Source organism: Streptomyces sp. NPDC051286, assembly GCF_044455345.1.
Classification (GTDB): Bacteria; Actinomycetota; Actinomycetes; order Streptomycetales; family Streptomycetaceae; genus Streptomyces.
This window is the reverse complement of sequence record NZ_JBITER010000002.1, coordinates 1-12,440: the sequence shown is the minus strand read 5'-3', so window position 1 is coordinate 12,440 and position 12,440 is coordinate 1. Positions and strand designations below refer to the sequence as shown.

Genomic DNA, 12,440 nt, shown 5'->3' with positions numbered 1-12,440 from the left:
GAGCTCAGTAGCGCGGCGCATTCCTGGACCGCTGCACCCTTGTGGTGCGGCGGTCCTTCGCGTTCCAGCACGCCTTGTGCCAGTGCCTGCGGTCGTCGATCCCACCGTACTCGGGCCAGGCGACGAGGTGCGGTACGCCGGACGGGATCTCCTGGTCGCAGCCGGGGCAGCGGTACCGCTTGCCCGCCGCGCTCGCGCCGCTCACCGGACGCACCGACCACTGCTCGCCCTGCCACTCCTCGGCGCGCCCGCCCCCGCCGTAGCGCTCCCCCGACACACTCGCGCTGCCGGTGGGACTCTCGCCGCCTCGGGGACGGTTACGGCGCGGGGACACGTGACACCTCACGGGCAGGCAGACTGGGCAGTTCCCGTCAAGCGTAGGGCCATTCGGCCGGGGCAGGCCCCCGGTACGGCCCAGAACGGGACGGGTTACCGGAAAATCGCAACAACTTCGCCGCGGACCGTGCCCTTGGCACGTGTCAGACGTTGTTGCCAGTAGGGGAGAGCCGCGTCGGCCACAAGGAGGTAATTGGCGATGCGCGTGGGAACGTTCGTACTGGCAGCCCAGTTTCCCGGGCAGGGGCCGGGGGAAGCGCTGCATCGCGCGATCCGGTCCACCGAGGTCGCGGAGGAATCCGGGCTCGATTCGGTCTGGCTCGCAGAACATCATTTCGTGCCGTACGGGGTCTGCCCGTCCGCCGTCACGCTGGCCGCGCTGCTGCTCGGCCGCACCCGCAGGATCCGGGTCGGTACGGCGGTCAGCGTGCTGCCGAACCAGCATCCGGTGGCGCTCGGCGAACAGGCCGCGCTGCTCCAACTCACCAGCGGGGGCAGGTTCTCCCTCGGCGTGGGACGGGGCGGTCCCTGGGTGGACCTGGAGGTGTTCGGAGGGGGCCTGGAGGCGTACGAGAAGGGCTTCCCTGAGTCGTTGGACCTGCTGCTCGACTGGCTGCGCAAACCACGCGTGGCGGGCAACGGGGAGCGATTCGGCTTCCGTGAGGTGGCGGTGGTCCCCCGGGCCGACGAGCTGCTCGACGAGAACGACGGGAATGGCTCGCAAGGGCCGGGCGGCCCCGAGGTGATCGTCGCGTGCACATCGCCGAAGAGCGTGAAACTCGCCGCCGAGAACGGCCTGCCGATGCTCCTCGGAATGCACTGCGGCGACGAGGAGAAGGCCGAGATGGTCGCCCTGTGGGGTTCCACCGCGCTCGCCGCGGGCCGGTCGCCCGAGAGTGTCCGGGAAGCGGGCCATGTCTCCGCGGGCGTCGCGCAGATCGCGGACCGGTCCGCGGAGGCCGTGGAGACACTCGTGAAGGCTATGCCGGGGTGGCTGCGACAGGGACTGGACGCCCATGTGACGGTCGACGGCAGGCACCGCGTGATGCGCGACCCGGTCGCCTATACGGAGTTGCTCTGCGGCCTTCATCCGGTGGGCCCGCCCCGGCTCGCCGCCGACCGGCTCGCCGCGACCGCCGAGCGGACAGGCATCACCAGGTTCGCGCTCCTGGTGGAGGGTTCGGGAGATCTGGCGGCCACAGAGGAGAACGTAGCGCGGCTGGGCACCGAGGTACTGCCACTACTGACATGAACACCCGTAGGAGTACGGGGAGCTGCCGCCCCGGAGCCAGTTGCACCTCCTGCGGCCCGGAGCGGCAGCAGAAGCGTTCAGCAGTCCCGTAGTTCGGGCGACTGGTTGAGCAACTGGCCCCTCACCGAAGTGAATCGGGCCAGCCGCTCGTCGACCGAGGCGTCCAGCGGGAACACCGCGACGCGGTGGCAGTTCTGGAATGCCAGGCGCACCCCGAAGTGCCGCTGCAGCGCACCGCGTATCGCATCACTCGCGAGCGCACGCAGCAGCTGACCACGTGCCTGCTCGTCCGGCGGAGGCGTCTGGTTGTCGGCGAAATCTCCGCCGTCGACCTTCAGCTGGGCCACCAGAGAGCTGATCATCTCCCATGCGTAGGGCAGGGAGGTCCGGACGCAGTCGACGAAGTCGGCTTCGTCGACCTCGCCTCGCTCGGCCTGTTCCAACAGCGCCGGTGAGACGTCGAGCGACATGGGTTCTCCTCTCGCGACCCCGGCGGACGGCCGGGGCCTTACGGGCAGGGAAGAGGGACGGCGACGCAGCGTGCACGCACGGCGACCTCATGCTTCCACGGTAAGCGCGCAGTCCGGGCCGCACCAGGAGATTGGGAACACAACCGGCCAATAACGAAGGTGCGCAAAGAGGGGCAAGCCCGAGGTCCTGAAGCGCTGTGATGGGCGGTGGCGATGGGGCGGCGGAGGGAGAATCGCGCCGGGCACCCGTCGTCGAGTAGCGCTGCCGACCATGCGTCTCGTCATCGCCCGCTGCTCCGTGGACTACGCGGGCCGGCTCACGGCCCACCTGCCCTCCGCACGGCGCCTCATCCTGGTGAAGATGGAAGGTTTGACTTGTAGTTCTCCAAACGCTCGCTACCTTTGGCCTGCACACGTTCGCGGACCAAGGGGAGGCAGTCATGCGCGTGTTGGCCGTCAAGCGCATCAGCCGAGACACGGAGTCGTCGTCGGCGCTAGAGCGTCAAGGGCTCGAACTCTCGGAAGCCATCGTCAAGGGCAGTCACACGGTCGCGGGGTGGGTGGAGGACGCGACCGTGTCCGGGGCCGTGAACCTGGATCAGCGGCCGTCGCTCGGGAAGTGGTTGCGGGCGCCCCTGGTTCATGAGTGGGACGCTCTCATGGTGACCACGCAGGACCGGATTAGCCGGGACGACATGCACTGGTGGTCATTCATTCAGTGGGTGCTAACGAACGAAAAGAGCATCCTTATTTTGGATGATCCCGCATTCGACATTACGACGCCGAATGGTCGCATGGTCGCGGGCGTCAAGGCCACTCAGGCAGCCAACTACCGAAACGCCGTCAAGGAAAAGAAGCTTAAGCAGACTAAGCACTACCGCGACGAAAACCTTTGGCCCGGCGGTACGTGGCCATTCGGCTACCGCGCGGTCGCCTTCATGCACAACGGCGCATCTCGGTGGCGTCTCGAAATCGACCCGGTAACGGGGCCCCTAGCGCAGGAGGCTTACGACCGCGTCGTCAATAAGGATGATTCGCTGGGGGCTATCGCTAAGGATTGGAACGAGCGGGGAATCCTGACTGCCCTTGATCACATGCGCCGCGTGAACACGCAAGAGGGCCGAATCGGTGTGAAGACCGAGGTTAAGGGCACCAAGTGGACCACTAGCACGATGACGGCCGTATTCACTAAGAAATCTCTCATGGGCTACGCCATGCACAAGGGTGAGCCGATTATCCGTCACGGCTTGCCCGTCACTTGGGCTGACCCTCTTCTCACCGAGGACGAGTGGGAAAAGATGCAAGAGGTGATGACTAAGAGGGCGCGAGGTAAGGGCGGCCCGAAGCGTACCGCTACGCATCTTGCCGGGGTGGTCTTCTGCCAGTGCACCGAGCCCCTTTACTCGAACACTTCCAGGCGGAAGCTGATAGACGGAACGGTTAGGGAATACAGCTACTACCTGTGCCGCTCCTGGGGCCGTAAAGACGGCACCCGGTGCGATTGGGTTACGTCCTGGCCTAAAGCCACGCTTGAAGACACTATTACCATTCTCCTTTTGAGCTATGTGGGAGACCTGGAGATCATGACTCGCACCTATGTTCCGGGAGTCGATAAGTCCGGGGAGATTGGGCGAATCACAAAGGCGCTGGACAACCTTACCGGCCACCTGACCAGCGTTAAGCCCGGCAGCGCTGGGGCACAATCGGTTATCCGGAGCATGGAGGAACACGAATCCGCACTGAAGACGCTAAAGGCTATGCCGGTAATCCCCTCCCGGTGGATAGAGGAAGGTACCGGGGTCACGTACCGGCAGCAGTGGGAGCGGGACGACTGGACGGCTCGCGGTGAACTACTCCGCAAGACTGGAATCTTCCTCTACATGGGGGGCACACCCAAAACCCCGTACAGCCACCTCTTCCTTCCGGACAACTTGGCCGAGCGTCTAAGCGATGCTCACTCGGGACGGGTGGCCGCAGATCTAGAGGAATGGCAAGAGACGGTGCGAAAGATAGCCAAGGAGGGCACCGACTTCCCTATCCCGCAAGCGGGACCGGACCAAACGATAGAAGAAGGGCGGATACAGGCCACCCTACAAAAGGGCCCGAGTACTATTTAAAACCAGGTGCGCAAGTATCTTTCGCGCAATTGAATCGAGTAAGACAGCGGTGCGGCAATGGAAAAGAACTCGGCCTACCTTCTCTGGCATGTGCATCACCGCGCGGAGGAGGACGGCGAGATTCGCCACTTCAAGACCGAGGATGACTTCTGGGCAGACGAAGAAGGAGGCGACGACGTGAAACTTCTCGGGGTCTACTCAAGCCGCGAAAAAGCGGAATCGCGGATCATCGAGGCTCGAAAGTCGCCAGGATTCTCCAACGAGCCGCTGTGCTTCCACATCGACCATTACACCATCGACGACGACGAGTGGACCGAGGGCTTCGTGACGGTATGACATTGCACGCCGACTCATGACCACGTTCCCCCAGTTGGACTGAGCCCGCCCCCGCCCGCACATGGGCGGGGGCGGCATCGGCTCCGGAGGCGGGGACACCGAGGGCCGATGCCGGTCACAGGAACGAGCTCGGCGGAGCCGGGCCTGGTGCCTGCCCTCTGGGGTGCTGAGTGGTGTTACGAATTGCTGCCGGGTAGCACGATTGCTGATGTGACGCACACGCACGGCTTTGACCGTGTGCCCGCTGGCGTTAAGCGGGCCGTACACGGCCGTCTGAGACACGACGAGAGGGCCCCCGGATTCCGGGGGCCCTCTGTCGCATCCGGCCCTCTGCGGGCCCTCTGCTGGACTTTGGTGGCCCCACCGGCGGGGGGGAACCGGTGGGGCCGTGCCGACACGCTAGGCGAGATTCTCGCCGTCCCTAACGTGCCGGGGCTTTTCCGCCCGCTCCTCTTCAGTCTCCGGGCGGATGCTTTCCTCGCGGTGCGTACGGCGCCATTCAGCGGTCATGGTGATGGGCATAGCGGGCGTTGGGGTACTCAGCATTAGCGATCACCCTTCCGGGCACGTGGTGTGCCGGTAGACAACAAGCGGCGAGCCCGACGGCCTTTCGAAGCCTCCCCGTTTCACTGGCTCCAGGCGCTTAATCGACTTGAGGCAGGCTGAACATGTCGCGCCCTTAGGCGCGTAGGTGACGTACTCCCATTGGTTGGCGGACGTCGTGTCGAGCGTTGTTCGATCCCGGTAGTCTTCCAACTGTCTGCGCTCCATTCAGCGTTGACCGGCCCCGGGGCGTTACAGCGCCGCCGGGGCACCCTTTGGGGGTAGCCGCATCGTATCGCCTTGTATCGCTACGTAGCTGCAAATGCCGACACGTGGCCCGACGCCTAGCGTCAAGGCATGGACATTGATCCGGATGCAGAGATTGACCAGGGGGCACCGCTCACGCCGTACCGGCAGCTGGCGGAGATCATTAAGGCCCGCATCGAACGGGGCGACTGGGCCCCGGGGCGGGCCATTGCCAGCGAAACTCAGCTAGTGCAGCAATACGGCCTGGCGCGCACCACGGTCCGCCGGGCAATCGCCGTCCTGGTGGAAGAGGGCCGGGTGTTCACCGTGCCCCAGAGGGGGACGTTCGTGTCCCAGGGTGGGGAGTCGGCCCCGGCCGACCGAGACGGGGCCTAGCGGGGCCCGTGGGCCCCGTAGGCTGGCTCCCATGCGTCTCGTCATCGCTCGTTGCACCGTGGACTACGTCGGCCGACTGTCCGCCCACCTGCCCTCCGCTAAGCGTTTGGTCATCTTGAAGACCGACGGGAGCGTCTCCATCCATGCCGACGACAGGGCGTACAAACCCCTCAACTGGATGTCACCGCCCTGCACCCTGAAGGAGGGCGCCGACGACACCGAAGGCGTCTGGACCGTGGTGAACAAAGCGGGCGAAAAACTGATCATCACGATGGAGGAGATCCTCCACGACTCCTCGCACGAACTGGGTGTCGATCCGGGCCTCATCAAGGACGGCGTGGAAGCGCACCTGCAGGAACTCCTCGCCGACCGGATCGAGATCCTCGGCGAGGGCTACACGCTGATCCGCCGCGAATATCCCACCGCCATCGGCCCGGTCGACATCCTGTGCCGGGACGCGGACGGGAAGACCGTGGCCGTGGAGCTGAAGCGCCGCGGTGACATCGACGGCGTGGAGCAGCTGACCCGCTATCTGGAGCTGCTCAACCGCGATCCCCACCTCGCCCCGGTGAAGGGCATCTTTGCGGCGCAGGAAATCAAGCCGCAGGCCCGGGTGCTGGCGACGGACCGCGGAATCGGCTGCGTGGTGCTCGACTACGACGCCATGCGCGGCATCGAGGACGACAAGCTCCGCCTGTTCTGACCACGACCTCCGCACCACGGAAGGCCCCGGACCCGCGCCATGCGGTCCGGGGCCTTCTTCGTCTGCGCGGAGGTGCGCTGACGGCCTCCCCCGCGACAGGGAGTGGGCTTCCTGTCGCGGGGGAGACCGTCAGGCCACGTCCGGTTCCGGAGAGCTGCCGGACGCGCTCGCCGTCGTGGACGGGCCGCTCGCCGAATCGGAGGTGCTCGGGGATGTCGTGTCCGTCGGATTCTCGGTCGGGGCGGGGGAGCTGGTCGTCTCCGTCGGGTTCGGGGGCGGAGTGGCCGTCTTGGTCGGCGTCTTCGTGGGTGTCCTGGTCGGCGACTCGGTGGGCGTGCCCGGGGAGCTGGGCCTCCCGCTCGTCGGCCGGCCCGAATTCGGGGTGTCGCTCGGCCCGCTCGACTCCGAGGACGGTGCACCGCTGCCGCTCGGGGTGACCTGACTGCCGGACGGTCCCGGCGCCTGGGGCGAGCCGCTCGACGAGGCCCCGCCCGGTGTCGAGTCGTCCGCCGACTCGTCGGCCGGGAGCCCGTTCTCGCTGTCGTCCTCGCCCGCCGACTGCTCGGTCGAGACGCTTTTGCCGTCCTGGGCGTCGCTGCTGGGCATCATGCCGAGCGTCACCACGGTGCCGAGCACGGCGGCGAGCACGACGCCCGCGCCCGCCGCGACCAGATTGCGCCGGGCGCCGCCCAGCACCGCCTTGCGGCCGCCGAATCCCCCACTGCTGGATGCCGGGGCGGCCCGGGGTATCAGCGCGGTGTCGTCCTCGGACATCCGTGGCAGCGCCATCGGCCCGGCCGCGGGTATGCCGCCGGACGGCGAGGCCGGCTCGTCGTACCGCGCGGCCGGCACCTCCTCGCCCGCCTGTGTGCGGCCGCCGGGCACCGTGCCGGAGCGGTCCGCGACCAGGGCGAGTGCCCGGCGTCCGGCCACCGCCCCGGACTTGTCGGCGAGCGCACCGCGCATGCCGATCGAGGTCTCCAGTTCGGCCCTGGCCCGGTCCGGATTCCCGTTGCAGAGCGCGAGAACGCCCAACTCGTGATGGAAGTAGGCCTCCTCCGCGACCTCACCGGCGATCCTGGCGGCCTCCTGACCCAGCCGCAGGGTCTTCTCCCAGCCGCTCCAGTGCAGCCCGGCCGCGAAGGCGGGGGCGGCACTGCGGGCCAGCAGCACGGCAGCGCTGGCCTGTCCGGCCCCGTCGCCGGGGACCAGCCGGGTCATGGCCGCGACGATCGCGTCGGCCTCGGCGACCGCCCGGGTGGCGGTGACCGAGGGGTGCCCGGCCCACCAGGTGTAGTGCTGGGCGGCGGTGCGGGCCCGGTCGTCCGCGTCCTCGCCGTATCCGGCGGCCTCCAGCTGGGCGACGACCCCGGGGGCCAGCCGGTAGCGGGAACCGGCCGGGGAGAGCAGTCCGCAGCCGGCCAGCTCACCGAGTGCGGCATCGGCGTGGGTGTCCCCCACGAGCGCCGGCAGATGCGCCTGGTGCGGCACCTCGCCGCCGAGCGCGACGGCGAAGTGCAGGGCGTCGCGTGCCGGACCGCTCAGCCGGGAGGCGAGCAGCGCGGCGGGGGCCGCGCCCTCGCCGAGGCTGGGCAGCGGTACGTCCTGCCCTCCGGCGCCGGCGCCCTTCGCGAAGACGTCGTCGACGGGCCGGCCCTCGCCGTAGCCCTGCTCGTCGTAGGCGGTCGGGTCGGTGCGCAGCTGGTCGCGCTGGCGCAGCAGGGCGCCCGCCTGGACGAAGCGCAGCGGCAGCCCCTCGGACTCGAACCAGAGGTCACCCGCCCAGTTCGCCTCGTCGTCGGTGAGCGGCCGCTCGACGACGTGTTCCAGCAGCTCGATGGAGGCGCTGCGGCCCAGTCCTGCGAGGAAGACCTCGTCGAGGTGCGCGTCGGCGGCGGGCGCCGGGACGTCGGGGGTCGTGGCGAGCAGGAAGGCGCACTCGGGTGTCGCGTCGAGCAGCTCGTCCAGCGCGGCCCCGCCGAACTCCAGGTCGTCGAGGACGACGACGGCGCCGATGGACCGGAGCTTCTCGAGAAGTACGGCGCGGTCGGGGCGGAGCAGCGGTGCGTCGTAGACCGCCTCGAAGAGCCCGTACAGCAGGTCCGTGACGGTGCGCTTGAGGCCGGAGAGCCGGACGACTCCGTCCGGTGCGAAGTCCGCGCAGTCGGCGGCGACGGCGCTCAGCAGCGCCGTGCGGCCGGATCCGGCCGGCCCCGTGAGCCGTACCGAGCGGCCGCGCGCCAGCAGGCGCACCAGCCGCTCACGCTCCTCCTGGCGCTCCAGGAGCGGCAGTTGGGGGGCGGGCGGACCCGATGGCACGGGCGGTGCGGCGGCACGCTCGCGGTCGGCGCGCTCGGCGGCGTTGCGGCGGACCGGCACGGGGGGCTGCTCCCCGGGCGGGCAGAGCTCGACCTCGCTGCCGTCGACCGGGTTGACGGTGAGCAGGAAATCGCCGGAGACGACCCGCACGACGCGCGCCTGCTGCATCGTCTGCTGACCGAAATCGCTGGTCAACGGCGCGCGGGGCTGCGTTCGCCGTCCGCTTTCCTCGCCGTGGCCGTCATTGTCCTGGCCGAAATCTTCCGGCCCCCGGTGTATCGGGTCCATCGCCAAAGTCCCCCAGACGCGTCGCGCGGTTGCCCCTCCCGGCCTCGCACGCACCGCTGTCGCTTCTGGTCCGGTGTCCGCCCCATGGGTTCCGTCATTCGGGGGACGGCCGAACCCTAGACCGTCGCCCCGCATCCACAAACCATCGGGGTGCCACGCCGCCCAGGACGTCACGGTCTCATGAGGATTGTGCGTGTTCGGATGAACGCCCTCTACACCCGCGGCAGGGAGTCTGCGGCGATTCCACCCTCGATGGCCAGAATGCGGTGCAGTCGGGTCGCCACCAGCAGGCGCTGCATCTGCGGCGGCACTCCGCGGAGTACCAGCCGCCGCCCGGCCCGCCCGGCCCTCCGGTGTGCGCCCATGATGACGCCCAGTCCGGTGGCGTCCCAGGAGTCCAGCTCGGTGAGGTCGAGCACCAGGTCGCCGGCTCCGTCATCGAGGGCGGAGTGCAGGACCGTACGGGCGTCCGCCGCGCTCCGGACGTCGAGGCGGCCCCCGACGACCAGCTCGGTGTGGTCGCCCCTGATGTGCATATGCGCTCCCCGGAAATACTCCATGGACGGTCCGTCTGCCTGTTCCTGCCCCTGCTCCGTCTCTGCCACAAGTGACTGTGCCGGCCACAGGGAAGTTGCCGTCTGTAAGCGAACCGATACCGAATTCACTCCGTTGAGTGACATCGGCCCGCTCAAGGCCCACCGCAGCCGGGAGCCTCCCCCGGCTCCCCCGGGTGCCTGATCGACGGCAGATCAGGCACCCGGGGGTCGAATGCGATCAGTAGGTGTAGAAGCCCTGCCCGCTCTTGCGGCCGATGTCACCTGCATCGACCATCCGGCGCATCAGCTCCGGTGCCGCGAACTTCTCGTCCTGCGACTCGGTGTAGATGTTGGAGGTGGCGTGCAGCAGGATGTCGACGCCGGTCAGGTCCGCCGTCGCGAGGGGGCCCATGGCGTGACCGAAGCCCAGCTTGCAGGCGATGTCGATGTCCTCGGCCGAGGCAACACCCGACTCGTACAGCTTGGCGGCCTCGACGACGAGCGCCGAGATCAGCCGGGTGGTGACGAAGCCGGCGACGTCACGGTTGACCACAATGCAGGTCTTGCCGACGGACTCGGCGAACTCACGCGCGGTGGCGAGGGCTTCGTCGCTGGTCTTGTAGCCGCGTACGAGCTCGCAGAGCTGCATCATCGGGACCGGTGAGAAGAAGTGCACACCGACGACGCGCTCCGGGCGCTCCGTGACAGCCGCGATCTTGGTGATCGGGATGGCGGAGGTGTTGGAGGCGAGGACGGCGTCGTCCCGCACGATCTTGTCGAGGGCGCGGAAGATCTCGTGCTTGACCTCGAGCTTCTCGAAGACGGCCTCGACGACGACGTCCGCGTCGGCGACGGCGTCGAGATCGGTGGTCGTGGTGATGCGGGCCAGCGCGGCGTCGGCGTCGGCCGCCTCCAGCTTCCCCTTGGAGACGAACTTGTCGTACGAGGCCTTGATGCCGTCGCGACCACGGGTCAGGGCCGCGTCGGTGACATCGCGCAGCACGACGTCCCAGCCCGCCTGGGCGGAGACCTGCGCGATACCGGACCCCATGAGTCCGGCCCCAATGACGGCGAGCTTCCTGGCCACGTTCGCACCCCTTTGTGTTCGGCCCCGACGGCCGTCGTCCGCGACGACGGTCCGGACGGATTCTTAACGGTTGTTCACATGCTCTCCGGCGGAGATTAGTACCCGTGAGGCGCGCTGGGGCGGCGAAGAGATGCGCGTCACGTCTCACATGACGGACATCACACCGGGACGCGTCATTCGCCAGCGCGTCGCGCGTAGTTGAGCACCTTGTCCCCGAGTACGTCCTCCATCTCGTCAAGGAGGACGAGGGCTTCACGGGACACCTCGGCGGGCTTGCGGCCGGCGACCATCTCGCGGCTGATGTGGCCGAGCAGGGTGGAGTGGACCCAGGAGAGCTGACCGGCCACCAGCAGCGGCAGCGGGTCGCCTGAGCCGGTGCCTGCCTCCTCGCGCAGCGTTGTCTCCAGGTGGACGAGCGCGTCCTGCTGGACGTACCAGAGGCGGGCCTTGAGGCTGTCGGCCTCGTGGACGACCCGCATGAAGCGCTCGTACCCCTCGATCAGGCCGACCGTCGGCGAGACGCATTCGACCTGGATGCGCAGTTCACGCAGGACGGCGTCGGCGGCGGACTCGCCCCGGTCGCGGCCGCGCACATACCGCGAGAGGCATCCGACGACATCGCTGCCGCGGTCGAGGAACAGGTCCTCCTTGGTGGGGAAGTAGTTGTAGACCGTGTTCACGGAGACGTCCGCGGCCCGCGCGATCTCGGCGATGGTGACCACGTCGAAGCCGCGCTCCAGGAAGAGGGCGGTGGCCACGTCCGAGAGGTGCTGTCTGGTCTGCCGCTTCTTCCGCTCCCTGAGTCCCTCCGCCATGACGCCATCCTAGCTTCGCTGGCGTGACTTAATTTTTGGTGTCATTGTAAATTTTCATGGGCTCTATTTTTCTGCTGCCGCGCCCCTCATCACCGCAACCGGTCTCGCCCGGACCTTCACGACCGGACGCGTCCCCGTCGCCGCCTTGCGATCGCACCCACCAGGCGACGCTCCTCAGGGGGCAAACATGCCGGTCACGGCACTAGGCTCGGCCGCATGGTCAATCTGACGCGCATCTACACCCGTACCGGCGACCAGGGCACGACCGCCCTCGGCGACATGAGCCGCACCGCCAAGACCGATCTGCGGATCTCGGCGTACGCCGACACCAATGAGGCCAATGCCGTCATCGGTACGGCGATCGCGCTCGGGCAGCTGCCGGAGGAGGTCGTGAAGGTCCTCGTCCGGGTGCAGAACGACCTGTTCGACGTGGGTGCGGATCTGTCGACGCCGGTCGTCGAGGAACCGAAGTACCCGCCGCTGCGGGTCGAGCAGCACTACGTCGACCGGCTGGAGGCGGACTGCGACCACTTCCTGGAGCAGCTGGAGAAGCTGCGGTCCTTCATCCTGCCGGGCGGTACGCCGGGGGCGGCGCTGCTGCACCAGGCGTGCACGGTGGTCCGGCGGGCCGAGCGGTCCACCTGGGCGGCGCTGGAGGTGCACGGCGAGGTGATGAACGCGCTGACCGCGACGTACCTCAACCGCCTCTCCGACCTCCTGTTCATCCTCGCGAGGACGGCGAACAAGGAAGTCGGCGACGTGCTGTGGGTACCGGGCGGGGAGCGGTAGGCCGGGGCCCTTCGTCCCGTCCGGCGTCCGAGGACAGCGTCGGCCGGACGGGACCGGCCCTGGGGCGTGTTTCGAAAGTCCCGCCTGCCTGGCGGCGTCTGGCACGCACGCTCGCTGCATTGTCGGGCTCGCCCCGATACGACCGGTATCGGGGCGACCCTCCGCCTTGCGATCGCCCGCACCAGACGCCGCCAGGCCCGCCCTACG

At 68.2% G+C, this 12,440-nt stretch carries 12 protein-coding genes and 1 pseudogene; 7 read left to right on the top strand and 6 right to left on the bottom strand.

The genetic code is table 11. The annotated features are described in order from the left end of the window. Window positions 1–4 precede the first annotated feature (4 nt). Complete coding sequence (locus tag ACIBB8_RS03255) at window positions 5–334, bottom strand: ATP/GTP-binding protein (protein ID WP_398948740.1); 330 nt, start codon at window positions 332–334, stop codon at window positions 5–7. A gap of 201 nt (window positions 335–535) precedes the next feature. Between ACIBB8_RS03255 and ACIBB8_RS03250 the strand changes: the two genes are divergently transcribed. Continuing rightward, window positions 536–1,588, top strand: a complete 1,053-nt coding sequence (locus tag ACIBB8_RS03250; RefSeq protein WP_398948739.1) for an LLM class flavin-dependent oxidoreductase — start codon at window positions 536–538, stop codon at window positions 1,586–1,588. A gap of 77 nt (window positions 1,589–1,665) precedes the next feature. Here ACIBB8_RS03250 and ACIBB8_RS03245 read toward each other — a convergent pair whose 3' ends face one another. Next, on the bottom strand, window positions 1,666–2,058 hold the full coding sequence (locus ACIBB8_RS03245; RefSeq protein WP_358857428.1) for an SCO5389 family protein: 393 nt from the start codon (window positions 2,056–2,058) through the stop codon (window positions 1,666–1,668). A gap of 271 nt (window positions 2,059–2,329) precedes the next feature. Between ACIBB8_RS03245 and ACIBB8_RS03240 the strand changes: the two are divergent. The 5 genes and pseudogenes from ACIBB8_RS03240 to nucS form a co-directional block, all read left to right on the top strand. Beyond that, a pseudogene (locus ACIBB8_RS03240) lies at window positions 2,330–2,429 on the top strand (endonuclease); the annotation flags it as partial. 69 nt (window positions 2,430–2,498) lie between these two features. After that, window positions 2,499–4,175 (top strand): recombinase family protein, encoded by a 1,677-nt coding sequence (locus tag ACIBB8_RS03235; RefSeq protein WP_398948738.1) that lies wholly within the window; start codon window positions 2,499–2,501, stop codon window positions 4,173–4,175. A 57-nt stretch (window positions 4,176–4,232) separates the two neighbouring features. Next, window positions 4,233–4,511, top strand: coding sequence for a hypothetical protein (locus ACIBB8_RS03230; protein WP_398948737.1), 279 nt, complete (start codon window positions 4,233–4,235; stop codon window positions 4,509–4,511). Between the two features lie 900 nt (window positions 4,512–5,411). Then, the gene (locus tag ACIBB8_RS03225; protein WP_366689525.1) at window positions 5,412–5,696 is read left to right on the top strand and encodes a GntR family transcriptional regulator; all 285 of its coding nucleotides are present in this window, start codon (window positions 5,412–5,414) and stop codon (window positions 5,694–5,696) included. Between the two features lie 31 nt (window positions 5,697–5,727). After that, window positions 5,728–6,399, top strand: coding sequence for an endonuclease NucS (nucS, locus tag ACIBB8_RS03220; protein ID WP_356393539.1), 672 nt, complete (start codon window positions 5,728–5,730; stop codon window positions 6,397–6,399). Between the two features lie 129 nt (window positions 6,400–6,528). Here nucS and ACIBB8_RS03215 read toward each other — a convergent pair whose 3' ends face one another. The 4 genes from ACIBB8_RS03215 to ACIBB8_RS03200 all read right to left on the bottom strand — a co-directional run bounded on the left by ACIBB8_RS03215 (window position 6,529) and on the right by ACIBB8_RS03200 (window position 11,444). Continuing rightward, window positions 6,529–9,006, bottom strand: coding sequence for an ATP-binding protein (locus ACIBB8_RS03215; RefSeq protein ID WP_398948736.1), 2,478 nt, complete (start codon window positions 9,004–9,006; stop codon window positions 6,529–6,531). Window positions 9,007–9,218: 212 nt separating this feature from the next. Then, window positions 9,219–9,542 carry an STAS domain-containing protein gene (locus tag ACIBB8_RS03210; protein WP_327244317.1) on the bottom strand — a complete coding sequence of 108 codons (324 nt, stop codon included), beginning with the start codon at window positions 9,540–9,542 and terminating at the stop codon, window positions 9,219–9,221. Window positions 9,543–9,780: 238 nt separating this feature from the next. Then, a complete protein-coding gene (locus ACIBB8_RS03205) occupies window positions 9,781–10,629 on the bottom strand; it encodes a 3-hydroxyacyl-CoA dehydrogenase family protein (RefSeq protein WP_266981425.1) in 849 nt (282 codons plus the stop codon). 173 nt (window positions 10,630–10,802) lie between these two features. Next, complete coding sequence (locus ACIBB8_RS03200; RefSeq protein WP_398948735.1) at window positions 10,803–11,444, bottom strand: TetR/AcrR family transcriptional regulator; 642 nt, start codon at window positions 11,442–11,444, stop codon at window positions 10,803–10,805. Window positions 11,445–11,660: 216 nt separating this feature from the next. Here ACIBB8_RS03200 and ACIBB8_RS03195 point away from each other — a divergent pair, with 216 nt between their 5' ends. Further along, window positions 11,661–12,233, top strand: a complete 573-nt coding sequence (locus ACIBB8_RS03195; RefSeq protein ID WP_266981430.1) for a cob(I)yrinic acid a,c-diamide adenosyltransferase — start codon at window positions 11,661–11,663, stop codon at window positions 12,231–12,233. Window positions 12,234–12,440: the final 207 nt, after the last annotated feature.

Bases quoted from the DNA above. Each gene is read 5' to 3' on its own strand.
- ACIBB8_RS03250 (WP_398948739.1), top strand. From the start codon at position 536: ATGCGCGTGGGAACGTTCGTACTGGCAGCCCAGTTTCCCGGGCAGGGG.
- ACIBB8_RS03245 (WP_358857428.1), bottom strand. From the start codon at position 2,058: ATGTCGCTCGACGTCTCACCGGCGCTGTTGGAACAGGCCGAGCGAGGC.
- ACIBB8_RS03235 (WP_398948738.1), top strand. From the start codon at position 2,499: ATGCGCGTGTTGGCCGTCAAGCGCATCAGCCGAGACACGGAGTCGTCG.
- ACIBB8_RS03230 (WP_398948737.1), top strand. From the start codon at position 4,233: ATGGAAAAGAACTCGGCCTACCTTCTCTGGCATGTGCATCACCGCGCG.
- ACIBB8_RS03225 (WP_366689525.1), top strand. From the start codon at position 5,412: ATGGACATTGATCCGGATGCAGAGATTGACCAGGGGGCACCGCTCACG.
- nucS (WP_356393539.1), top strand. From the start codon at position 5,728: ATGCGTCTCGTCATCGCTCGTTGCACCGTGGACTACGTCGGCCGACTG.
- ACIBB8_RS03215 (WP_398948736.1), bottom strand. From the start codon at position 9,006: ATGGACCCGATACACCGGGGGCCGGAAGATTTCGGCCAGGACAATGAC.
- ACIBB8_RS03210 (WP_327244317.1), bottom strand. From the start codon at position 9,542: ATGCACATCAGGGGCGACCACACCGAGCTGGTCGTCGGGGGCCGCCTC.
- ACIBB8_RS03200 (WP_398948735.1), bottom strand. From the start codon at position 11,444: ATGGCGGAGGGACTCAGGGAGCGGAAGAAGCGGCAGACCAGACAGCAC.
- ACIBB8_RS03195 (WP_266981430.1), top strand. From the start codon at position 11,661: ATGGTCAATCTGACGCGCATCTACACCCGTACCGGCGACCAGGGCACG.